Genomic DNA, 24423 nt, shown 5'->3' on the forward strand with positions numbered 1-24423 from the left:
GGACTAATCCACTGAGCAGCCACCGACTAAACGCACGAAATCCCATCCCAGCTTCAGTTAGCCTTACCTGTAAAAAGAGCACGGAGAGTAAAGTTTATCGTTCCTATAAATCAAGTAGTTCCTGTACGTTGACAACGCCCAACGGGACATTTTCGCATCCGGCGAAACGTATCTTTCTTAAAATCAGTTTTCAGGTCAAACCCGAGGATTACCCACTTAACTCGGATTTCCTATATAACCGGTCGACCGAATCTCAAAGATAGCTCCACCGACACGCATCAACCAAATAATGAACCAGAATAGTAACAATATCGAGCCGCAAAGCCAACCCCTTCCGGATCAATCTGCGCCCGAGCCCATTCGGCTGGACCGGATCGAGGAAGCCATCGCTGATATCAGGGCGGGCAAAATCGTGATCGTCGTCGACGATGAAGATCGCGAAAACGAAGGCGACATGATCTGCGCTGCGGAAATGGTCACGCCCGAGATGGTCAATTTTATGATCCGCGAAGCCCGGGGCCTTATGTGTGCCCCGCTCACCCAGGAGCGTTGCGAAGAGCTGGGCCTGGACATGATGGTCACCAGCAATACATCTATCCACACCACGCCGTTTACGGTTTCGGTCGATTTGCTGGGATATGGTTGTACAACAGGGATCTCGGCCGCCGACCGGGCCAGAACGATCCAGGCGCTGGTCGATCCCACTACAACACCCGATGACTTAGGGCGACCTGGTCATATTTTCCCGTTGCGTGCCGTTGAGGGTGGTGTGATTCGCCGGGCTGGTCATACCGAAGCCGCCGTCGATCTGGCCCAGCTGGCAGGTTTATCACCCGCGGGGGTGCTGATCGAAGTACTGAATGAAGACGGCACCATGGCTCGTCTGCCCGAACTCCGGGTGATGGCCGACCGCTTTGGCATGAAGCTCGTCAGCATCCAGGACCTGATCGAATACCGGCTCCGGACCGAAACCCTGATTCGGCGCGAAATCGGTGTCGATATGCCGACTCAATGGGGCCACTTCGACCTGATTGCTTACAAACAAAGCAACACGGGCGATACGCACCTGGCGCTGGTGAAGGGCAGTTGGGAGCCTAATGAACCGGTATTGGTTCGCGTACACTCGTCCTGTGTGACAGGCGACATTTTCGGTTCCTGCCGTTGCGACTGTGGCCCACAGCTTCATGCTTCCCTGAAGATGGTCGAAGCGGAGGGTAAAGGGGTTGTCGTGTATATGTTTCAGGAAGGTCGGGGTATTGGTCTGATCAACAAACTGAAAGCGTACAAACTTCAGGAAATGGGCCGCGATACCGTCGAAGCCAACCTCGAACTGGGTCTGCCGATGGACGCCCGCGATTATGGCGTAGGCGCGCAGATTCTGCGGGATCTGGGCATCCGCAAACTTCGGCTGATCTCCAACAATCCTAAAAAACGGGCGGGCCTGATGGGTTATGGACTCGAAATTATCGACACCGTGCCGATCGAAATTCCATCCAACCCACACAACGAACATTACCTACGTACGAAGCGGGACAAAATGGGGCATACCATTATGAATGAGCCCGTTAATGAAGAACAATAACGATCGTTCGCCGGTTGATGCCTACAATAATCTTATGGCCTTATAACCAGCGAACCACGCATACGAACGACGATGAACAAGCAATCCTTCAACGATCTGATTCACGGCGATAAACCCGTGCTGGTCGATTTTTACGCAGACTGGTGTGGTCCCTGTAAACAACAGGCACCGATCCTGAAACAACTTACTGAGCGGGCGGGCGATAAGGTCCGCGTCATCAAAATTGACGTCGACAAAGCACAGGCAGCGGCTCAACAATACCAGATTCGGAGCATTCCGACCATGATTATGTTTAAAGACGGCAAGATCGTCTGGCGACAGTCGGGCGTGCAGCCGTTACATACCCTGGAAGGGCTGGTGAAACAATTTGGTGCCTAAGTAAACCCGCAGCTTGGGCATTGGGCGTGAAGCAAACTAACTGCTAAATCACGTCTAATGCCCGAGCTGCGGGTTTACGCCATTACTTACTTTGCGCTAACGCGAAATTTTTCAGGTTGGTTAGCGCAATCACGTTAATAATCTTCCATTCGCCGTTCAGCTTCTCGACAACCCGGCTTTCTTTCGAGGTTGTTTTACCGTGGCTATCGACCAGCGTCTGATCGTAAGTAACAAACGCCATGTTGCCGTTCTGATGAATCGTATAATTGGCATTCTGCACCGTTACTTTATCCGTCACTTTCGAGCTTTTAAATTGACTGGCAAACTGTTTCTCCAGATTCGTCCAGCCCTGAATCAGTCTGAAATCGCCCCCGTACAGATTAGCGGCAAAGTTGACGTATGGCGCATGCGCCCAGGCATTGGCCCACCGGGCTTTATCCCGCGTGAAAAAACCTTCGGTTTCGTTATATAAAACGCGCTTAATGGCATCGTTGTCGGCTTGCGCCAGACCACGCGAAACGGCACTCAACAGAAGCAGGGTCACTACAAGTGAGGTTTTCATAGCCGTAAAAGGTTTATTTAGCGGTCAAGGTAGGCGCTTTTATAGTAATTATCAAGTATAGTTTTGCATTTTTATAGGCTGAATTAGATAAATAAAAACGCTGTGCCCGTACTCTAAAAAGCGGGGTTATTTTTGGCTTTCCTTAACTCAACAGCCTTTTTAAACCCATGCCTGATTTCACGCTGCCCGATCTGGCGCCCATTACCCGCCACCTGCGGGCTATGTTCGGTTCCCGACTGTTGATCGCGGCCGTTCATCACCTGCACGTTTTCGATCACCTGCTCGACCAGTCGCTTTCCATAACGGACCTCAGTCAGCGGCTTCGTCTGAGCGAGCGTCCGGCCATGGTGCTTTTTCCGGCACTTTGCGCGATGGGTCTGCTCAACCACGATGAAGACGGTCATCTGTCGATCACCGAACTCGGGCGGTACGTAACCAAAACCCATACGCCAAATCTGACGGGTTATATCGGCCTGGAGAAAGATGATCCGGGCGCATTCGAAATGGCCGTCCGGCTCCGGAACGATGGGCCGCTGGATGCTCCTCAGGGTATTTCGTTTGTCAAAGAAGGCGAAGGCCCTTCGCCAATGGATGACCCTAAACTGTCCCGCAAGTTTACTCTGGGCCTGGCGGGCCGTGCCCGGCATCTGTCTCCTATTGTGGCTGCCAGCCTGTCGAAGCGCGAAGGGCATTTGCTCGATGTAGCGGGTGGTACGGGTTTTTATACCTACGAATGGCTGCTGGCCAACCCGGCCTCGACGGCGACGATCCTGGATCGGTCCGCCGTGCTGACCGTTGCGGCAGAACTATTGGATGAATTTTCCCGAAGTGGCCGTCCGGGTGCCGAAACCGTCAAAAACCGGGTTACTTTCCTGCCGGGCGACATGCTGACGGATGCCCTGCCGCAAACCGATCTGCTGCTTGCCGCCAGTTTGTTCCATGACTGGCCGACGCCGACCTGTCAGTCGCTGGCTCAACGGTTTGCCGACGCCTTACGACCCGGTGGTGAGTTGTGGGTTCACGACGCCTTTCTGAACGATGCGCTGGATGGTCCCCTCGCCGTTACCGACTATTCGGCGCAATTATTCTGGGGAACGAAGGGCCGCTGCTACAGCCGCGCCGAATACCGCAACTGGTTTGCGCAGGCCGGGCTAAAGCCAACCGCCGACAACATCCCGACGCAGATGGACTACGGACTGATCTGGGCGAAAAAGTAAGTCTTATCAGGAATTGTTGACGAGATACCAGGCCGATGGCAGTAGAGTCCGCTTGTCAGGCTCCTTTGCATTACATACAACCTGACAGGAAAATTTGAGGTAGCCGACTATGGAAACGACAATGGCGAAAGCGCGCTGGTACCGACTTCTCCCGATTGCATTTATCACCTACAGCCTGGCTTACCTCGACCGGGCCAATTTTGGGTTTGGTGCCGCCAGCGGCATGGCAACTGACCTGCATATTACCCCGGCCATGTCGTCCTTGCTGGGCTCGCTGTTTTTTCTGGGGTACTTCTTCTTTCAGGTGCCGGGAGCGGTATATGCCGAAAAGCGCAGTGCGAAGAAGTTGATCTTCTGGTCGCTGATCTTTTGGGGTGGGCTGGCCGTAGCAACCGGCGTTGTCAGCAACGTATCGGTGCTGATCGTCATTCGGTTTATGCTCGGAGTCGTTGAAAGCGCAGTCATGCCGTCGATGTTGCTCTTTTTGAGCCGGTGGTTTACTAAAGCCGAACGATCGCAGGCCAATACGTTTCTAATTCTGGGCAATCCGGCCACCATTCTCTGGATGTCGATTCTGTCGGGCTATCTGGTACAGTCGGTGGGCTGGCGCTGGATGTTTGTTCTGGAAGGATTACCCGCCATCGTCTGGGCTTTTTTCTGGTGGCGACTGGTCGACGAAAAGCCTGAAGACGCTACCTGGCTGACCGATGCCGAGAAACAGGCCGTAGCCGAACAGCTTCAGCAGGAACAGCAGGGCATTAAACCGGTTAAAAACTACGGCGAAGCGTTTAAGTCCCGCGTGGTTATTCTGCTGAGTTTACAATATGCATTGTGGAGCATCGGTGTGTATGGTTTTGTCATGTGGCTGCCATCTATTCTGAATGCAGCTCCCAACATGAATATTGTAAAAACAGGCTGGCTGTCGGCGGTGCCGTATGTGCTGGCCATTATCGGCATGTTGAGCGCGTCGTATTTTTCGGATAAGACCCTGAATCGTAAAGCGTTTGTCTGGCCGTTCCTGCTAATCGGTGCGGTTGCCTTCTATGCTTCGTATCTGATCGGCATCGATCAGTTCTGGCTGTCGTTTACGCTGCTGGTCATTGCGGGCGGAGCCATGTACGCGCCCTACGGTCCATTTTTTGCCATTATTCCAGACTTACTGCCCAAAAACGTAGCAGGTGGTGCCATGGCACTCATCAATAGCTTCGGGGCCTTAGGGTCTTTTATCGGTGCGTTTATCGTCGGTTATTTGAAAGACATAACGGGTGGCTTCGGCGCATCCTACGTTTTCATGGCCGGTTCGTTGCTGATTTCCGCCGTTATTACCCTGATTGCCGTGAAAGCGCCCGCTACGCTCAATAAGCCTAAGCCCGAATCACTAACCGTGTAATTCGTTTGTACCGTGGAAGATTGGCGTATGGCTCAATGCTCTTTTCCGTAGGCTTTCTCGCCGGCTTTAATGGCAATGGATAGTACGTTGTTTTTGGGCGGAATCGGGCACGGATACCCTTCCTGAAAAGCGCAGTAGGGATTATAGGCTTTGTTGAAATCCAGGGTTACGCGCCCATCCTGAATGTCGCCTTTGCGCAGGTCCATATAGCGCCCTCCGCCATAGGTTTCCTTTCCCGACGTTGCGTCTTTAAACGGCAGAAACAAATAATCGCGGTATTCGGGTATTCGAATCGCATTCAGGTTCCGATACAGCGTCAGTTGCTGTTTTTTTCCGTTGAGAACAAACGACAAAATACCATACACGACATGAGGCCTGGTTTTTCCGTTATAGGTCGGCATGTCGAAGGGTTCGGCATTGGGCGTGAGTTTCAGTGTAGCCATTACACGATATGTCGAATCGGGCGCGAAGAACTGCACGTATCCTAAATCGCTCTCTTCCTGAATGGGGCCGCCCGCCGATGTCAGCAAGTCTTTTTTATATTTTTCGCGATGTTGAGCCAGCTGATCCGCAAAGGGCGTTTGAGCAAGTACCTTGCCCATTGACAGGCTTACTAACAGGAACAACAGGAAAGGCATACGCATCAGTATCAGCTTGGACAGATAGTTTATCAAAGATACAAAAAGCGGGTTTGAGCGACCAACTACAAAATCTGTCAGCACATACAGCGCTATTACAGCTACCGGTTTTTAAAACAAAACAGGGGTATTGGGCTTTATAGAAAAAGCTGTAGCCCTCAACGAACAGCTTTCTCAACGTAAACCACGAGTGCCATGCAACAAGACGAAAGTTTAGATAATGTACGCTTAGATATCGAGGCCGTAGGATTTACTTTGGACGATGACCTCCAGGCTTCCGTCCTGGACGCGCTGTCGAAGCTTCGGCGTTTCTACAAAGGCGACGTCATCACGGCGGATGTATATTTAAAGCTGGAACCTAACCAGCGCAGCAACGAAAAACACGTCGGTATCAAATACGGCGTACCGGGTAACGACGTATTCGCTGATGACTCCGGCGACAACTGGTACGAGCTGATTAACAACGTGGTGGCTAAGTTACAGCGTCAGTTAGAAAAACGCTTTGGTAACCACACCAACGCCAACCGGGCTGATCTCAGCGAAATTGACCCGGCCAGTTTACCATAACTTTACTGACTTTACAGAAAAACGGCTGATCTTCTCTAGATCAGCCGTTTTTTTGATCTACGCAAAAACGTCGTCTTAAGATTAAGTAGTAGCCATTCTGCAGATTGTGTCAACGATTATGGAGTCTTCTGATACAGCTACCTTATTTATTTGCTGTATCACTATTTGCAGTATTGCGGTAAATTTGAGAATGTGCTTCCAGATAATCGATTAATGTGTTGAAAAGCGGATACAAGACAGTCTGGTCGCTAAACCCTTTCCACATATAATCGACATGTACTTCACTGATTAACAGATCCTGCATTGTTTTAGCGCTAAGCATTTTAAGTTGAAGGTACTGTCGACTTCCCTTTACTTCCTTTGAAAAAGTTAGATATACAAATGGTTTATATTTTCGGGCTGCGTTGTTCATTCCGATCAATGAATTGACAGATTGAATCTCATTGGTAAGATTCGCGGAAATAATCTGTTTTTCTAACTCTTCTATAGTGATTACTGTATCGAAATAGCCAATATTTTGTGCCATATTCTTTATATAATCACTGTTTGGCACAACCGCTATAGCTTTGAGTGTGTCCATATTTATTTCTGCGGATTTTATTATTTTAGCGGTATATCCTGTAGTAAAACGCCCAGTGGCTGAGTCAGTTTTTGCTACTTTCATCACCGTACAACTGATTTGCAGACAACTTACTACCAGAGTAATAGAGAAAAAGATAAACGATTTTTTCATGGTTAGTTACGGTTATTGTATTCAATAAAATGGCTTGCAATAATAATTAAAACAACACTCCCAGCCATATCGGATACAGCCGGGAGCTTAAAATGTCCAGCAATGAGCTTCACCAATGAACTATATATCTCATCTGGCAAGCCTACCATGAACCTTACTTACAAAATGCCAGCCAAAGCCACCATTGTTTCTAGCTCACTGTTAGTGCCTTGACCAGGCCGTTTATCCGTTGGGTTATAGCCGAACTGCTTCTTGAAGGCAAAAGAAAAGTGGGACAGGTTCTCGAAGCCCGCATCGATATACACTTCCGACGGTTTTCGTCCGTTTACAACAATCTGGAAGTGAGCCAGCTCCAGCCGTTTTCGGGTAAGCCATCGGCCGGGTGGCGTTTTGTAGATTCGTTTGAAATCTTTTTTAAACGTAGTCAGGCTTCGTCCGGTTAAATAGCCGAATTTCTCCAGCGGCAGATTGAACATATAATGCTGCTCCATGTAATCCGCCAGATTTATCTTGCCCGGTTCGTGAAACGAACCCAGTAACCGACTCGCCTGCTGATCGCAGGCACGAAGAATCGTCAGGGTCTCCTGGATTTTCAACCCGGCAATGTCGGCGGGTAATTCCTCGTGCATGTCGAAGTAAGGCAGGAGCGAATTGAACAGGCTTTCCAACAGCGGATGTCGAGCGAGCGGCCGATGGCTGGCACTTTTTTGGTCCCACTCGGTCACGGGGTGCGTGGCATAATAGCTTCGGAGCAGTTCTTCCGGAAAAAGCAGAGAAACCGATTTGAACGGACTTCCCTCCTCTGGTAGTTTAGCCAGCCTGCCGACCTGATTTCGGGGGATCAGAACCGTATCGCCAGCCCGAAAAACCAGTGTGTGGTTGGCGTGATAAATCGTCAGTACGCCCGAAAAGATATGGACAAGCGCATGCTCTTCAAGAATCACTTCCCGGCTGTAGTGCTTCTCTTTGATACAGGACAGGAAAATTTTTCCTTTACATGCTGCTCCTGGCGGGTATTCCATAGCCTAAAGGTACAAAACGTAATGGTTAGTATTTCCCCGGCTGCATCTGCTGCCAGTCGGCCAGCGGTGCTGGTTTTATCCCGTTGATGTCGATTCCACCGTGTGTAAACATACGGGCGTATTCCCGATAGTCGGTCACAAATGTCGGCGGTGGCGCCGATAACGCATCCAGTTCGGCCATATCATCCACACTCAGAGATACGGAGAGCGCGGTATGATTGGCCTCCAGTTGATCCAGCGTTCTTATCCCGAGAATGGTGGATGTCGATGCGGGTTTGTTCAGCACCCACGCCAGCGCGATGGCAGCCGGAGTCGTTTCGTGTTTACCGGAAAGCTCTCTAAGCTTATCCAGAATAGCGACCTCTTTGTTAGTCAGTGAAACACCGGCTTTAGTCAACCGGCTATCGGTTGCGCTATTTACTGCCTCTGAATTGTACTTACACGACAGTATACCGCCTTTTAAAGGCGACCAGGGGGTAATACCCAAACCCAGTTCCGCAGCCATCGGCACCAGCTCATCTTCTATGGTCCGTTGCAAGAGCGAATATTCGATCTGCAGGCCCACAAAAGGCGTCCAGTCTTTCAGCATCGCGGTGGTTTGCGCCTGCGCTATTTTCCAGGCGGGTGCGTAGCTGACACCCAGATAACGCACCTTGCCACTGGCTACCACCCTGTCGAGCGTACGCATGGTTTCGTCAAAGGGAGTGTTCCAGTCCCACTGATGCACCCAGTACAGGTCGATGTAATCGGTCTGTAACCGGCGCAACGACTGATGCAGATTCTCCAAAATCGACCGGGTGCTGGTGCCACCGGTATTTGGATTTCCGGGGAAAGTATTCGCGCTCACTTTGGTACCAATCACCATGCCGGTACGCTTCGACGAGTGTTTTCCGATGGTATCGCCAATGATTTTTTCAGAATGTCCGCCGGTATACACACTGGCCGTATCGATAAAATTACCGCCCAATTCTACGTACCGGTTGATGATCCTTGCGGACTCAGCTTCATCGGCGCCCCAGCCCCAGTCGTCGCCCAGCGTCATACCGCCCAGGCAAATCGGACTTACTTTCAGACCCGATCGGCCCAGCGTTCGGTACGAGGTCAATGTTCTTGGTTGTTGTTCTGTTTGCATGCTGTCAGGTGGTTGATCACGACAAAAGTAGGAAAGCGGTATGGTCCTGATTTTGCCCAAAAGGCGCATTTGCTTTGCTTAAAAGGCAGGTTATCTACTTAACAAGACCCAGACTGAGCAGACTTTCGGCCGTAGCCAGAACGGCTTCTTCGTTGGACCGGGGTTGCCAGTTCAGCAACCGGCTGGCTTTCTCGTGGCTGGCCTGCTTGGTCAATCCCAGATGAGGAACGATCAGCCGCACCTGCGGATTAAACCTGCCCACTATCCGTATCAGCCAGTTGGGCAATTCGCGGGTTGGCACGTTGGCCGCTCGTTTGCCCAGATGCGACCGGAGGAGATTCGCCATGTCCAGCATCGAGATCGATTTGCCCGCAACCGCAATAAATCGCTCGCCTTTTGCCTCCGGCGACGTCATGGCTTTGAGGTGCAGGTCTGCCACATCGCGCACGTCTACGTACCCAGAACGTATTTTGGGACAACCAGCTAATTCTCCGTTCAGCATCCGGTGAATGACCTGAATCGAATGGGAGTAATCAGCCGACAGAACCGGCCCTAATACGCCCATCGGGTTGACGGTCGAAAGCTCCATACCGTGTCCTTCATTCGCTATAAACGCCCAGGCGGCCTGCTCAGCCAGCGTTTTGGATTTCTGATAAGGCGGAACATCCTGACTCAGGTCGGTCCAGTCTGCTTCGGTATACGGTGTCGTTTTCGAACTGCCGTAGCCAACCGCACCAAATGCCGAGGTCAGCACTACCCGCTCGACACCAGCGTCACGAGCCGTCCGCAGCACCCGCAACACGCCCTCCCGGGCGGGCCGGATGAAATCGTCTTCATTGGTTGTCTGCACAGTGGGCGTAGGCGAAGCCACATGCAACACATACGAGCAGCCAGAAACGGCTTCTGCCCAGCCCCTATCGCTGGAAAGATCCGCTTCGACAAACGTGAGTGCTTCGAAGGAGTCGATCCCACCGACTTTAAGCATCGCCCGTACGTCGGCAGACCGGGTTAACGAGCGCAGTGTTGCCCGGACCTGATAACCGGCCTGCAACAACTGAATGATACAATGCGATGCGATAAAGCCAGAACCGCCCGTGACTAATACGATCTTCTTTTTGCCTTCCATAGGTTTTTTTTGAGGCAAAACTAAAAGCTGGCACAACGACCAGCTTTGTCCAAAAGACCGAAGTTACTTTGTTTAAAAGGCGCGGGTTATTAAGGCAATTGCGAGTTAACCCATAAACAAAACTCCCGGCCATGTCAAGCATAGCCGGGAGGATGGAATCGTTACAGACGCTTCGTTTAATACTGTTCTCGAACAGTAATTCCTCACTAGCCCATGGTTCAACTGCGAAGAATATTTCTTATTGAGGTGTGCTAAATTTTGCCGAGGTTCCTGCCCAACTTAAGCGGGACGTTTTTTCTGCTCTGCTTCAGCAGCAATTTCTTCAGCCAGTTCATTTCTCAGGCGATTGACCTCGTGTCGCAACGTAGCCGTCTTAACGACCAGCTTATCTGCTTTTGCCAAAGCATCGGCTACTATGGCTTCTCCTTTATGTGCTGCTTCCTCGACTTTATCCTGATTATTCGTCATCAGCGTTTCGGCTTAAGTTCTCTATCATAAATTTACAATGCGAGATATCTAATTCCAAGTCATCAATCTCACGTACCAGGACTTCATGTTTCTTTCGCAATCGAACAAGACCTGATTTCAAATTCTCTAATTTCGGATTGTCATATTCATCTATCTCGCTCATCTCCTGTAACAACTTCCGTACATCATAAACTGCTAACTCTATCTGTAATACCTCCCCAACAATTTCTAATTGTGTATATTGTAATTGATGCAATAGGCTCTGGTAGTACGCTTTATCTTTATTCATTCAACTGTTATTGAAGCAATAGGTCGTTCATCATCTCAGCATTACAAATGTAAATATTATCTATTTAACATTTCTTTTCCTACTAATTGATGCTCCTGTTAATACTCTATAATGAAAACTCCCGGCCATGTCAAGCATAGCCGGGAGCAAAACCTTAGAGCCAGAATTTATTACGAACCGCACATCTCGCAGCCTTCCGGATCGTCCAGCGAGCAGGTCATGGCGGCATATTGCTGTTCGAGGTCGGTTACCATCGGTACGGGTGTTGGCATCGCGTTGGTCGCGTGCTCTTTCGCGTACTGAGCGTAGTCGAGTGGTTTTTCGACGGGCGCGGTTTCGGCCATTGCCGGTTCCAACTGAGGTTCGGCCTGTGGTTGCACGACGGTGAATTTAACCGCGTCGGCAGCCGCTTTCGTACGCAGGTAATACATACCCGTTTTCAGACCCGCTTTCCAGGCGTAGAAGTGCATCGACGTCAGCTTACCGAAGTTCGAATCCTGAATGTGGATATTCAGCGACTGCGACTGGCAGATGTACGCGCCCCGATCGGCGGCCATGTCGATGATGTGCTTCTGCTTGATCTCCCAAACCGTTTTATACAGGTCTTTGATGTTCTGCGGAATGTTCGGAATCTGCTGAACCGAGCCGTTGGCCAGAATCAGGTTATTCTTCATCGTATCGTTCCACAAGCCCAGTTTCACGAGGTCTTTGAGCAGGTGTTTGTTCACCACTACGAATTCACCCGACAGTACACGACGCGTATAGATGTTGCTCGTATACGGCTCAAAGCATTCGTTATTGCCCAGAATCTGCGAAGTGGAAGCCGTTGGCATCGGTGCCAGCAGCAGCGAGTTCCGGACGCCATGCTCGACAACCTCTTTCCGCAGGCTTTCCCAGTCCCAGCGATTCGATTTGGGTTTTACGCCCCACAGGTCGAACTGGAATTGACCCTGCGAAATCGGCGAACCTTTCCAGGTTTCGTACGGACCGTATTCTTTAGCCTGCTCCATCGAGGCCGTCATGGCACCGAAGTAGATAGTCTCGAAAATGTCTTCGTTCAACCGACGGGCCTCGTCCGACTCGAACGGCATCCGCAGCATGATGAACGCATCGGCCAGCCCCTGCACACCCAGACCGATCGGCCGGTGGCGCATGTTGCTCCGACGGGCTTCTTCAACCGGATAGTAGTTGATATCGATGATCTTGTTCAGGTTCCGGGTCGCCGTTTTGGTTACCTCATACAGCTTCTGGTGATCGAACCGCAGGATGCCGTCGGTGCCGCGGGTAATGAATTTCGGCAGCGCAATCGACGCCAGGTTACAAACCGCTACTTCGTCGGGGGCGGTGTACTCGATGATTTCGGTGCACAGGTTCGACGATTTGATCGTACCCAGGTTCTTCTGGTTCGACTTTTTGTTGGCCGCGTCTTTATAAAGCATATACGGCGTGCCGGTTTCAGTCTGCGATTCCAGAATCTTGAACCACAGTTCCTGCGCTTTCACCGTTCGGCGGGCACGTCCTTCGCGTTCATACCGCTCATACAGAGCTTCGAACTCGTCGCCGTAGCAATCGGCCAGGCCAGGGCACTCGTGCGGGCAGAACAGCGACCAGACATCGTCATTCTCCACACGCTTCATGAACAGATCGGGCGTCCAGAGCGCATAGAACAAATCGCGGGCGCGGCCTTCTTCTTTACCGGAGTTCTTTTTCAGATCCAGAAAGTCGAAAATATCGGCATGCCAGGGTTCCAGATAAATGGCAAACGAGCCTTTCCGCTTCCCACCGCCCTGATCGACGTAGCGGGCCGTGTCGTTGAAGACGCGCAGCATCGGCACGATCCCGTTCGAGGTACCGTTGGTGCCTTTGATATACGTGCCTGTGGCCCGAACGTTATGAATGCTCAGCCCAATACCACCCGCCGACTGCGAAATTTTGGCGGTCTGTTTCAGTGTATCGTAGATTCCTTCGATGGAATCGTCCTTCATCGTCAGTAAGAAGCAGCTCGACATTTGCGGCTTCGGGGTACCGGCGTTGAAGAGCGTGGGTGTGGCGTGGGTGAACCACTTTTCCGACAGCAGATTATAGGTTTCGATGGCAGCATCCACATCGTCCATGTGAATCCCGACTGCCACGCGCATCAGCATATGCTGCGGGCGTTCGGCAATCCGACCATCGGTTTTGAGCAGATATGATTTTTCGAGGGTTTTGTAGCCGAAGTAATCGTAGCCGTAATCCCGATCGTAGATGATCGTCGAATCGAGCAGGCCCGCGTGCTGGCGAACCACATCGTATACCTCTTTCGAAATCAGCGATGCGTTTTCACCGGTTTTGGGATCTTCGTAGTGGTAAAGCTTTTTAATGGTTCCCGAAAACGACTTATTGGTCTCTTTGTGCAGGTTCGAGATCGCAATCCGGGCGGCCAGAATGGCGTAGTCCGGGTGTTTGGTGGTCATCGAAGCGGCTGTTTCTGCGGCCAGATTATCGAGTTCGGTCGTTTTGACACCGTCGTACAGGCCACTGACGACTTTTACGGCGACCTCTACCGGCTGTACATAGGCCGGATCAAGGCCATAGCACAACTTCTCGATTCGAGCAGTGATTTTGTCGAATTTGACAGATTCCCGGCGGCCATCTCGTTTGATTACGTACATGAGTTTGGGCTGGATTTTATATATGAATAAATGATAAATTCAGATCGAAAGAGGGTTAAAGTTGTTCCGAAATAGACGGAAAAACAACCTGAATAGTTCGGACGTTTTTTTGAATAATTGAAATGTTCAACTCTACCGGGAAGGTTACGAAATTGTTAAGTCGTCACTGTTAGCGCTTTAACAATAGCCTATTGGAGAGATAGTCTTAGAAAGAAAAAAAGAGATTTTTTTACCGGGCTGTGCAGTGAAACCTCGCCCGCTAGTGTTCTTTGATGTACAAGTATCGGTCTGGAAAAGTAGCAAGAAAGCCATTCAGACACAAGGCTTTGTTACCGGATTATTAGTGTGCGGTCCAGAAATATTAATTTACGAATAAAGGACCAAAAGATCAACAAAAAAGGTTGACCGATCTGCAAAAACACCGTACCTTTGCAATCCTTTTCGGTCGGAAACCGAGAAGATGACCAGCAAAAGACATTAAACCATGAAAAAGGGCATTCACCCGGATTACCGCGACGTGGTATTCCACGACCTGTCGAGCGACTATAAGTTCCTGACGCGCTCAACGGTTCAAACGAAAGACACTATCGAGTTCGAAGGTAAAACCTATCCGCTCGTTAAAATTGAAGTGAGCTCGCAGTCGCACCCGTTTTATACAGGCAAGAATGTACTGCTCGATACCGCGGGTCGTGTGGACAAGTTCCGCAAACGCTACGGTACGAAGTAAGCCACGTCTTACACTACCTAAAAACTCCCCTGCCGCGCCCAACGTAGCAGGGGAGTTTTTTACTTTTCGACTTTTCGCCATGAAGAAAATCTTAATCATAGAAGATGACCGGCGTATTGCGCAGAATATCAGCCGCGGGCTTCAGGGCGAAGGCTATGCGACAGAAGTCGTTTATGAGGGGCTCAACGGGCGGCAAATGGCCCTCCAACCTGGCGTCGATCTGCTGATTCTGGACATTAACCTGCCCGGCCTGAGCGGCTTTGAAGTCTGCCGCAGCGTCCGGGCCGAGAAGCCGCAACTACCGATCATCATGCTCACAGCGCTGGGTGAAATTGAGGATAAGGTGGAAGGACTTTCTCTGGGAGCCGACGACTATCTGGTCAAACCGTTCGATTTTCGTGAGCTGGTGGCGCGGGTGGCTACCTGTTTTCGCCGGGTCGTCCACAGCACCGAGCGCCCCATAAGCGACGAAGTCTGGCAGGTGGCCAACCTAATAGTCAACCTGACGACTAAAGAAGTGCTTCGGGGCCGGGTTCCGATCGATCTGACCGCCCGCGAATTTGCTCTGCTGGAATACCTGATGCGCAATCGGGGTCGGGTTCTCTCGAAAATGGACATTGCCGAAACGGTCTGGAACCTGAACTTCGATCCGGGCACCAATGTCGTAGAAGTATACGTCAATTACCTGCGTAAGAAAATCGATAAGGATTTCGAGCCCAAACTGATTCATACCCGCCCCGGTATGGGGTACGTGCTTAAAGAGGAATGAGTTAGCAGAGGGCATGGGGCGCGGGGCATAGGGGGCAGTAGCCAGGCCCCATTCCCTTACTCCAACGCCCTCTGCCCCATGCCCTTGCCCCCACCCGCTATGACCATCCGAAACCGCATCGCCCTTCAGTTTTCGCTCATCGTAGCGTCGATTCTGGTCATTTTTTCGGTCCTGATTTATCTGGTCTCGGCAACCTACCGACGGGAGGAGTTTTACGAACGACTGAAGAGCAAAGCCCGGACCACCGTCCGCTTTCTGATCGAGGTAAAAGAAGTAGACCGGGAGTTGCTCAAAATTATCGATCGGAATACACTGACGGCCCTGTTCGATGAAAAGGTGCTGATCTTCGACGCCAAAAATCACCTGATTTATTCCAGCGTCGACGATCAGGTCATCAATTACAAGGCTTCGTTGCTGGATGAAGTCCGGCGGCTGGGCGAAGTCGAAACCTTCAATGGTCGCAATGAATTGGTCGGGCTCCTGTACCGGCAAAACGGTCGCGATCTGGTCGTGCTGGCGTCGGCCTATGACCAGTTTGGGAAAAGCAAGCTCGATAACCTGCGGTTGACGCTCGGCTGGGGACTACTGGCGGGTATCGGTATCACCATCGGGCTGGGTATTTTCTTCGCGGGTCAGTCGCTGCGACCCATCAGTCAAATCAACCAGCAGGTTTCGACCATTACCGCCCGTAACCTTCAGCAACGGCTGGACGAAGGCAACCGGCAGGATGAAATTGCCCGGCTGGCAATGAACTTCAACAACGTGCTACAGCGGCTGCAGCAGGCCTTCGAGCAACAGCGCAGTTTCGTTTCGCACGCGTCGCACGAACTTCGCACCCCACTGGCTGCGCTTAAATCGGAGATTCAGCTAGGCCTGCTCCGGCCGATCTCGGTCGGTCAACACGAGGAAATCCTCAACAACCTGCTGTCTGATGCCGACCGACTTATCAACCTGACCAACAGCCTGCTGCTGCTGGCCCGTACGATGGAAACCAGCAACCAAGTGTCGTTTCAACCGATTCGCATCGACGATATCATCTTCACGGCTAAGGATGAGTTATTAGACGCAAAACCCAATTACCACGTCGAAATCGACTACACGAATATTCCAGAAACCGAAACCGAAACCCTTATCCAAGGTAATGAACATCTGCTGAAACAGGTGCTGCTGAATCTGCTCGACAATGCCTGCAAGTATTCGACCGATCACAGGGCTCAGGTTCGCATCAGTACCGACGAACAACAGTGCCAGATCACCATTCAGGACCGGGGCATCGGCATGTCGGACGCCGACCTGGCGCATATTTTCGAACCTTTCTACCGGGCGCAGAACGCGCTGGGTTACGAAGGCTTTGGCATTGGCTTATCCATTTCCGCCAAGCTCATCGAACTGCACCGCGGCACCTTAACCGTAGTCAGCCAGTTGAACGACGGGAGCACGTTCACAATTTTGTTACCACACATGTGACTCAGTTACGTTCTAGCGGGCATTTCCCCGATCAAGGCAACTAGAAACCGCCCGTTCAATAACAAACGAAATTTGCGACGCAATTGCCGGAATTTGTGCCATGCAGAACCCCAGGTTTGCGTATCTTAAGCCAGAGTATAAAGCTTAGTATATTATCTAGTTATACCCGTTATCAATAGACTAGCTGTAGCGTAGGTGGAAACCCATATGTCCGGTCGATAAGCGTGAGTTAGACCCACGCTATAGCTAGTTTAAGTAGCCTCATATTTCCTCTTTTTTAAAACCAATTCCATTGATCAATGACTCATTTATACACTTTTTTGTCGACACCGATCCGCGCAGGCTTACTTAGCCTATGCCTGTTGGTGTGTGGTTTGCCGTTCCGTGGGCAGGCGCAGGTAAAAAACCTACCGCTGCCCGGTCAGGCTCAGTCGGCTATATCACAGCTTAATGGCCAGGTTCAGGCCAGTGCCAACCGGTCCCTCGCCGGCCAGTACATCGTCGTGTATAAGCCAACCTCAACCGTCCAGGCGCGTGTTATGGCGGTCCAGCCTTATCCGCAGCGGCAGCAACTAATGCGGAATGAAGCCACGGCCACGCTGGCTAAAAACAGACTCGTCGGCAAGCCAGTACTTCACGTATACGATACGGCTTTGAAAGGCTTCGCCGTGAGTGGCTTAACGGGCGCGGACGTCGAGCAGCTTCGCCGGGACGATCAGATCGATTACGTGGTCGCCGACCAGCCTGTTTTCGGATCAGAATATGGCGCTCCGGCCCCGTTGGCGGCAAGTTGCAATGGTCCTTCCATTACCCTCAATGGGGTGACGAACTACAATGTCGGGCTAGCCACGTTTGGCTCCACGGCCGCCGTTTCTGGGCAGGTCGTTCTGGCGATCGATGGCGCCACTCCCTTCAATGACGCCTGTACCGCCATTCAGAACAATGTTTCGGGTAAGATTGCGCTGATCGACCGGGGCTCCTGCGATTTTATCACAAAAGCAACTGTGGCCCAACAGGCGGGAGCCATCGGGGTCATCATTGTCAACAATGCGGCTGGTGATGCCCCAGGCATGAGTGGCACGAGCAGTGTGGTGACGATCCCGGTAATGTCGCTGAGCCAGGCCGACGGGAATGCCCTGAAAACAACCCTGAACGCCGGTACTATCGTTACGGCTATTCTGGACAGGCAGTTACCCGACAACAACTCGCAATGCAAACCCTGGGGGATTGCCCGGGTAGGCGGGGGCGGCTCGGGCGTGGGGAAACGGGCGTGGATCATTGATTCGGGCATCGACCTTACCCATCCTGACCTCAACGTCAACACAGCCTTATCGACCTATTTTGTTGGCACCAGCCCTGCCGATGGCAATGGGCACGGAACGCACGTGGCCGGTACGATAGCCGCTAAAGACAACGGTTTTGGCGTGGTTGGGGTGGCAGCCGGGGCCGAGGTCGTAGCCGTAAAGGTTCTGGCCGACGATAATGGCAGCGTCGGGTCCAGCATCATAGCTGGCGTAAACTACGTGGCGGCCCACGCGGCCAGCGCCGATGTGGCCAACATGAGTCTGGGCGGCCCGCCCAACAAGGCACTGGATGATGCCGTTCTGGCGCTGTCGAACGTGTGTAAGGTAGTTGTGGCCGCCGGAAACAACGCCCAGAATACAAATTATTACAGCCCCGCCCGGGTCAATGCCCCGAATATTCTCACCGTCTCGGCCATGGATATTTATGATAAGCTGGCCAGTTTCTCCAATTTCGGCAATGGCCCCGTCGACTATAGCGCACCGGGCGTCAATATCGCTTCCTGCTGGCCGGGTGGAGGGTATGCTTATCTGAACGGAACCTCAATGGCGGCTCCCCATGTCAGCGGACTCCTGCTGCTGGGCACGATCTGCGGGATCTCGAAAATTACGGGCGACAAAGACAATGTTCCTGACCTGATCGCCAGCCTGTACAACGCGGCAAACGATGTCGACAACGACCACGATGGCTATACCGTTTGCGCGGGCGACTGCGACGACAGCGACCCAACCGTTCATCCGGGAGCCGCCGAACTCTGCGATAACAAAGACAATAACTGCAACGGACAGATCGACGAAGGCAATGTCTGCTGCCCGGGCGGTACGACGCTGTACGTAAATGCCAGTGCAAGTGGAGCCAATACGGGGGTTTCCTGGGCGAACGCCTTTACCTCGTTGCAGGCAGCGCTTACGGCAGCCAAACGCTGTTCGCAGATCACCCAGATCTGGGTAGCCAAAGGTACGTACTACCCAGGCATCGATGCCTTAGGCCAGACCGCTCCGCTCGACCCACGAACCAAATCCTTTGTCATGCAGAATAATCTGGCTATCTATGGCGGTTTCATTGGCAACGAAGCGAATCTGTCGCAACGCAATCCAGGTCAGAACACGACTACCCTCAGTGGCGATATTCAGCAAGACGGCCAGATAGCCAACAATGCTTATCACGTTATTCAGAACATTCCGGAGTATGGCTCCTCGCTCAACAGTACAGCTATTCTGGACGGATTCATTGTCCGGGACGGGTTTGCCAATTTCGTCCTGACCAGTGGAACGACTTCATCGGTGTCGTACCCGGATAGTTACGGGGGTGGCCTCATCAATTACAACGCGAATCCTACGATCCGGAATTGTATCATGTTCAACAATGGCGCGTATTACGGCGGTGGACTGGCGGATAATTTTGCCAGCCCCGCCCTGATCAACAATCTGTTTGTGGCCAATGCCGGATCATTTGACGGAGGAGCCATTATTAACGAATTAAGCTCATCACCCACGCTCATCAACTGCGCTATTCTTCAGAATAGTGCCCGGCACGGCGGGGGTATCGAAAACAATAACAGCTCGAATCCTGCATTGACGAACTGCTCATTTTCGGGCAACAATGCTTCGGTAGCGGGTGGGGGCATGTACAATTACGACGGTTCGGCGCCTGTGGTTAAGAACAGCATCTTCTGGGGGGATGGCACTGAAGTAACTAATGAACCCGCATCCGCAACGATAGCCGCCAGTAATCCTACCATCACCTACAGCATCATCCAGGGAGGCTGGACTGGGTCAGGCGCTAACAATCTGAACGCCGACCCCAAGTTTACCAGCCAGCCCACCTACGGTCAAAATACCATCGGCGACCTTAGCCTGACCAATTGCTCCCCGGCTGTTAACGCTGGCGATCCGGCTACAACAACGGCTATGGCCGGTGCCGGTGACCTGAACGGAAACCCACGGATTATAGCGGGCAGAGTCGATATAGGAGCCTACGAAGTAGTTTCGCCAAACTTCCCCGTTGTTGTTCTGACCCAGCCGACGGCCAGTTCCGTCGTCTGCGAGGGAGGTACCATTACGGCCAGTGTCAGTGTAAGCGGCACCATCTCGGGCTATCAGTGGTATAAAAACGATTTATCGAGCCCCGTAGCGGGCCAGACCCTGGCAACCCTCTCCATCCCGGCTGCAACGACCGCCGATGCGGGTAGTTATTCGGTCGTGGTAACAGGCGCCTGTAATGCGATTACCTCCACAGCTTTCAGCCTGACCGTGGCCTGTACCGACCTGAGCCCACAGGTAACCGCCCGTCCTTCGACAATCAGAGGAACCAACAACGTCTTTCTGGTCGTCGACGTCTATGAGCTTAACTCCCTGCCCACTACGGCTCCGATAACCGTCAAGGTTGCCAAAGATCCGAAAGTAACGTTCAGCTTCGACAACAGCCTCACGTCGGTTGGGGGGAAAACCGTGCAGAACAGCGCCTGGAGTATCAGCGGGCCAACGGGTGGCTATTATAGCCTGACAACGAATCAGACAATTGCAGCTGGGGCAACGCTGTCGTTTGGATTGAATGGTGTGCTGACTCCTGGGTCCACAACGGGAGTTCTAACAGCCAGCGCGACGCTTCTGGGAGGTGGCGAAGTGGAATTAGGCAATAATACGGATGCCGACAAGATCGAGTATTTTCAACAATAGCCCCGAATCAGGCTTTTTCGCCTGATTCACTCAACCAAAAAGTCCGCTGATCTTCAGCGGACTTTTTGCTTTTATACCACTTGATTTACCTTATCGAGGTCGGGAGCCCGCAAGAAGCACATGGTGCTAACAGTGGTCGATTTGCCAGGAAAAATGCATTAAAGACAGTAATTGTCGAGCCGATATGGTTTTATGTTTGTGCACGGAGTTGATCAAAACCGTCGATCATCGGGTGCCAAGTTCTTACCGCCAAACCAGAGACTATCTCCTAAAATCATGCCCTTTGCAAGTCGAAAAACACTGCTGGCCGTTGCTTTTTGCCTATTCTATCTGATTTTCAACCTTCGGGCGCAGACAAAGACTACCCCCTTCCATGTCGTTGCCTTCTTTACCGGCAAAAACGACAAAGCCCACATCAGCTTCGTACACGAAGCCAATCGATGGTTCGCCAAAATAGCGCCTACTTATCAGTTCACCTACGATTCTACCTCGGACTGGACTAAACTAAACGCCGAATTTTTATCTCATTATCAGGTAGTTCTATTCCTCGACACCCGCCCCGACGAACCGGAACAACGGGCGGCTTTTGAAACCTACATGAAAAACGGCGGAGCCTGGATGGGATTTCATTTCGCGGCCTTTGCCCTGACGCCCTCCAAATACCCGCAGAACTGGAACTGGTACCACGATGAGTTTTTAGGAGCCGGGCAATACAAGAGCAACACCTGGCACCCAACCCCGGCTACGCTGCGGGTCGAAGACCGGAAGCACCCGGCCACCAAAGGCTTACCCCAAACTTTCAAAACCGCCCCGAACGAATGGTATCGCTGGGAAAAAGATCTGAAAGCCAACCCAGACATTGATATTCTGCTCTCGATCGATCCAGTCAGCTTTCCGCTCGGAACCGGTCCTAAACCGCACGAAATCTGGCATAGTGGCTATTATCCGGTGGTCTGGACCAACAAAAAATATCGCATGATCTACCTCAACATGGGTCATAACGACATCGACTACGATAATAAAACAGACAAAGAACTGTCGTTTTCGTTCGCGAATGAAACGCAGAATAAACTCATTATCAACAGCCTGCTATGGCTGGGCAACGGTAAGAAACCGTGACCGCAGGGTAGAATAAGCCGGCTTCTAATTTTTTTCTAAGCTTTTTCTAAACCTCTTCTAAGCGTACTGTAAGCCTGCTGTAACCTGGACGGCAGACCTTTGCGACCGTATACTTTTTTATCCATGCGGTCGCTTCTTTTCCTGTTTTTTTCTATTCTGAGTACTTTCTGTCTTTGGGCGCAAACCCCTCCCCGACAGGACTCCCTGGTGGTAACGCTCCGGCAGGCCGACAGTCTGTTCGTAAAAAACAACCTGCTGCTACTGGCCGAACGTTTCCGCATCGATGCCAGCCAGGCGCAGGTATTACAGGCTAGCCTGTACGATAACCCAACCATCACGGTTGAACTAAGCGCCTACAATAGCGAAGCCCGGCGGGTGCTGGATGTGGGGAAGCAGGGGCAGAAGACCCTGGCTATTCAGCAGTTGCTTTACACGGCCGGCAAGCGAAACAAGCGGATTGCCCTGGCATCGGAAGCAGCCCGACTGACGGAGTTTGAACTGCTCGATTTGCTGCGCGGCCTACGCTTCGATCTGCGGAGCCGCTTCTATTCCATCTATTTTCAGCAACAAACCCTCGCCCGTTTCGATCAGCAAATCGCTACGCTTCAGACCACCGTATCGGCCTATGAAGTACAGTACAACCGCAATAACGTTTCCCTGCGCGAACTGCTGCGGCTGAAGGCGCTGCTGTTTCAGTTGAACAATGACCGCACCACGCTGGTGTTTCAGCTGGCCGACGACCAGCGGACCCTGCGAACGCTGTTATCCGTCGATCAGCCCATCAAACCGGTGGTTCGCAACGAAGCGCTGACCCGCTACCATTTGCCGACGCAGTCGGAAGATACGCTGCAACAGATGGCCCTGCGCAACCGGCCCGATCTGAAAGCGACCGAATCGCTGACGCGACAGGCCGAACTGAACTATAACCTTCAGCGTGCTTTAGCCGTACCCGATGTGCGCGTCGGTGGCGCCTACGACCAGGCCGGTAGCTACATTCAGAATTACGTTGGGTTGTCGGTATCGACCGATATACCGCTGTTCAACCGAAATCAGGGAGCCATCCGGGCGGCTCGTAGCCAGATTGGCTACCAGAACCAGGTGCAGCGGCAAAAAGCTATGCAGGTGACGAATGAAGTCGCCACGGCACTGCAGAAAGTACGGGAAGTGGAACGCCGGGTGCAGTCGATCGAACAGCAGTTTACGATTCAGTTCGACCAGTTGAATCAGGGCGTAGTGACGAGCTTTCAGAAAGGAAATATCACCCTGCTGGAGTTCGTCGATCTGATCGAAGCCTATAACGACAGCATCAGTCAGCTCAACCGCCTGCGGTCCGACCGGGTCAGCGCTTACGAAGAACTGAATTACCTGATTGGCGACGATTTATTTAAGTAGTACCAGACGGATCTCAACGTCAACGAATTCACCTATTTCATAGCCGGACGTTCCGTTCGGTACGACCATGAAAACCAACCTTGCTTTTGTCCTTGGCAGCCTCTACCTGCTGAGTTCCTGCACCCCAAAACCAGCCCACGAAGAAGCCAAAGCTTTTATGCTCTCCGACACGATGATGCGCCGGATTCGGCTCGACAGCGTGACGACCCAGCCCGTCCGCAGTGAACTGACGCTGGTCGGAAAAATCGTGGCCGACGAAAACCGGGTCATCAAAGTGTTTCCGCTAGTGGGTGGCAATGTCGAAGAAGTAAATGTCGAACTGGGCGATTACGTCCGCAAAGGGCAGAAACTGGCGTCGATCCGGTCGGGCGAAGTGGCTGATCTGGAACGGCAAAGCATTCAGGCGCAGTCAGATTTGCTGGTAGCGGAGAAGAACCTGCGGGTGGCGCAGGACCTGTTCGAAACCAAGCTAACCTCCCAGCGTGAAGTGGTTGCGGCTCAAAAAGAGGTCGAAAAAGCGCAGGCCGAAGCAACGCGGGTGAAAGAAGTGTTCCGGATTTATGGCATCGGCCAGGCGTCGATGTATACCGTCAAAGCGCCCATCGATGGCTACGTCATCGAAAAAAATGTCAACCGCGACATGCAGTTGCGCTCCGACAACGCCGATAACCTGTTCACCATCGGTCAGATCAGTGAAGTGTGGGTACTGGCCAATGTCAACGAAAGCGACATTCAGCGGGTTCGTGTCGGTATGGCCGCCAGCATCCAGACACTCAGCTATCCCGATGAACTGTTTACGGGCAAGGTCGACAAAATTTATACGGTGCTGGACCCTAACACAAAAGCCATGACCGTCCGGATTCGGCTCCAGAATAAAGGGATGAAACTCCGTCCCGAGATGCATGCAACCGTAACCTTGCGCTACGACGACGGCGGCCAGTTAGCCACGGTTCCGGCAGGCTCGGTCATTTTCGACCGCTCCAAACACTACGTCATGGTGTTCCGGGGCCGCTCCGACATCGAAACCCGCGAAGTCAACGTGTTGAAGTCCCTGGGCAATGTCGCGTACGTGCAAGCCGGTGTCAAGCCCGGCGAAAAAGTCATTTCCAAAAATCAACTGCTGGTGTATAACGCGCTCAATAATTAGCAGAGGGCATGGGGGTAAGGGCAGAGGGCATTGGGTAAAGGGGCAAGGGTGTTGATCAAAGGATATT

General features: G+C 52.1%; 21 protein-coding genes. 12 read left to right on the forward strand and 9 right to left on the reverse strand.

Annotated elements, in window-relative coordinates; all coding sequences use genetic code 11:
* The first annotated feature begins 289 nt into the window (after positions 1-289).
* Positions 290-1582: a bifunctional 3,4-dihydroxy-2-butanone-4-phosphate synthase/GTP cyclohydrolase II gene (locus ACYVC2_RS30190; RefSeq protein WP_461109035.1), complete on the forward strand. Its 1293-nt coding sequence runs from the start codon at positions 290-292 to the stop codon at positions 1580-1582.
* A 72-nt stretch (positions 1583-1654) separates the two neighbouring features.
* On the forward strand, positions 1655-1960 hold the full coding sequence (gene trxA, locus ACYVC2_RS30195; RefSeq protein WP_461109037.1) for a thioredoxin: 306 nt from the start codon (positions 1655-1657) through the stop codon (positions 1958-1960).
* A gap of 82 nt (positions 1961-2042) precedes the next feature.
* On the opposite strand, the gene ACYVC2_RS30200 is transcribed toward trxA, so the two are convergent.
* Complete coding sequence (locus ACYVC2_RS30200; RefSeq protein ID WP_461109039.1) at positions 2043-2522, reverse strand: hypothetical protein; 480 nt, start codon at positions 2520-2522, stop codon at positions 2043-2045.
* Positions 2523-2689: 167 nt separating this feature from the next.
* Between ACYVC2_RS30200 and ACYVC2_RS30205 the strand changes: the two genes are divergently transcribed.
* Together ACYVC2_RS30205 and ACYVC2_RS30210 are read left to right on the forward strand one after the other, a co-directional pair.
* A complete protein-coding gene (locus ACYVC2_RS30205; protein ID WP_461109041.1) occupies positions 2690-3739 on the forward strand; it encodes a methyltransferase in 1050 nt (349 codons plus the stop codon).
* Between the two features lie 109 nt (positions 3740-3848).
* Positions 3849-5129 carry an MFS transporter gene (locus ACYVC2_RS30210; protein ID WP_461109043.1) on the forward strand — a complete coding sequence of 427 codons (1281 nt, stop codon included), beginning with the start codon at positions 3849-3851 and terminating at the stop codon, positions 5127-5129.
* Between the two features lie 32 nt (positions 5130-5161).
* Here the strand turns inward: ACYVC2_RS30210 and ACYVC2_RS30215 are convergent, their stop codons facing one another.
* Positions 5162-5773, reverse strand: a complete 612-nt coding sequence (locus ACYVC2_RS30215) for a DUF1684 domain-containing protein (protein ID WP_461109045.1) — start codon at positions 5771-5773, stop codon at positions 5162-5164.
* 189 nt (positions 5774-5962) lie between these two features.
* On the opposite strand from ACYVC2_RS30215, the gene ACYVC2_RS30220 reads away from it, so the two are divergent.
* On the forward strand, positions 5963-6334 hold the full coding sequence (locus ACYVC2_RS30220; protein WP_461109047.1) for an HPF/RaiA family ribosome-associated protein: 372 nt from the start codon (positions 5963-5965) through the stop codon (positions 6332-6334).
* 142 nt (positions 6335-6476) lie between these two features.
* Here the strand turns inward: ACYVC2_RS30220 and ACYVC2_RS30225 are convergent, their stop codons facing one another.
* From ACYVC2_RS30225 to ACYVC2_RS30255, 7 genes are all read right to left on the reverse strand, one after another.
* Positions 6477-7067, reverse strand: a complete 591-nt coding sequence (locus tag ACYVC2_RS30225; protein WP_461109049.1) for a hypothetical protein — start codon at positions 7065-7067, stop codon at positions 6477-6479.
* A gap of 158 nt (positions 7068-7225) precedes the next feature.
* Positions 7226-8089 (reverse strand): helix-turn-helix domain-containing protein, encoded by an 864-nt coding sequence (locus ACYVC2_RS30230; protein ID WP_461109051.1) that lies wholly within the window; start codon positions 8087-8089, stop codon positions 7226-7228.
* Between the two features lie 25 nt (positions 8090-8114).
* Positions 8115-9221: an aldo/keto reductase gene (locus tag ACYVC2_RS30235; RefSeq protein ID WP_461109053.1), complete on the reverse strand. Its 1107-nt coding sequence runs from the start codon at positions 9219-9221 to the stop codon at positions 8115-8117.
* A 94-nt stretch (positions 9222-9315) separates the two neighbouring features.
* Positions 9316-10347, reverse strand: a complete 1032-nt coding sequence (locus tag ACYVC2_RS30240) for an SDR family oxidoreductase (protein ID WP_461109055.1) — start codon at positions 10345-10347, stop codon at positions 9316-9318.
* A gap of 279 nt (positions 10348-10626) precedes the next feature.
* Positions 10627-10815, reverse strand: a complete 189-nt coding sequence (locus tag ACYVC2_RS30245; RefSeq protein WP_461109057.1) for a hypothetical protein — start codon at positions 10813-10815, stop codon at positions 10627-10629.
* Positions 10805-11104 carry a hypothetical protein gene (locus ACYVC2_RS30250; protein WP_461109059.1) on the reverse strand — a complete coding sequence of 100 codons (300 nt, stop codon included), beginning with the start codon at positions 11102-11104 and terminating at the stop codon, positions 10805-10807. The genes ACYVC2_RS30245 and ACYVC2_RS30250 overlap by 11 nt, the downstream gene beginning before the upstream one ends.
* 170 nt (positions 11105-11274) lie before the next feature.
* On the reverse strand, positions 11275-13755 hold the full coding sequence (locus ACYVC2_RS30255; protein WP_461109061.1) for a ribonucleoside-diphosphate reductase subunit alpha: 2481 nt from the start codon (positions 13753-13755) through the stop codon (positions 11275-11277).
* A gap of 484 nt (positions 13756-14239) precedes the next feature.
* Here ACYVC2_RS30255 and ACYVC2_RS30260 point away from each other — a divergent pair, with 484 nt between their 5' ends.
* The 7 genes from ACYVC2_RS30260 (at position 14240) to ACYVC2_RS30290 (ending at position 24356) form a co-directional block, all read left to right on the forward strand.
* A complete protein-coding gene (locus ACYVC2_RS30260; protein ID WP_461109063.1) occupies positions 14240-14482 on the forward strand; it encodes a type B 50S ribosomal protein L31 in 243 nt (80 codons plus the stop codon).
* Positions 14483-14561: 79 nt separating this feature from the next.
* A complete protein-coding gene (locus ACYVC2_RS30265; RefSeq protein ID WP_461109065.1) occupies positions 14562-15251 on the forward strand; it encodes a response regulator transcription factor in 690 nt (229 codons plus the stop codon).
* A 99-nt stretch (positions 15252-15350) separates the two neighbouring features.
* Positions 15351-16718 carry an ATP-binding protein gene (locus tag ACYVC2_RS30270; protein ID WP_461109738.1) on the forward strand — a complete coding sequence of 456 codons (1368 nt, stop codon included), beginning with the start codon at positions 15351-15353 and terminating at the stop codon, positions 16716-16718.
* A gap of 299 nt (positions 16719-17017) precedes the next feature.
* On the forward strand, positions 17018-20698 hold the full coding sequence (locus ACYVC2_RS30275) for a S8 family serine peptidase (protein ID WP_461109067.1): 3681 nt from the start codon (positions 17018-17020) through the stop codon (positions 20696-20698).
* A gap of 276 nt (positions 20699-20974) precedes the next feature.
* The gene (locus ACYVC2_RS30280; protein WP_461109069.1) at positions 20975-21817 is read left to right on the forward strand and encodes a ThuA domain-containing protein; all 843 of its coding nucleotides are present in this window, start codon (positions 20975-20977) and stop codon (positions 21815-21817) included.
* 123 nt (positions 21818-21940) lie between these two features.
* The gene (locus ACYVC2_RS30285; RefSeq protein ID WP_461109071.1) at positions 21941-23209 is read left to right on the forward strand and encodes a TolC family protein; all 1269 of its coding nucleotides are present in this window, start codon (positions 21941-21943) and stop codon (positions 23207-23209) included.
* Between the two features lie 67 nt (positions 23210-23276).
* Entirely contained in the window at positions 23277-24356 is a 1080-nt protein-coding gene (locus ACYVC2_RS30290) for an efflux RND transporter periplasmic adaptor subunit (protein ID WP_461109073.1), read from the forward strand.
* The last annotated feature ends 67 nt before the right edge of the window (positions 24357-24423 follow it).

This window comes from Spirosoma koreense (assembly GCF_054777875.1).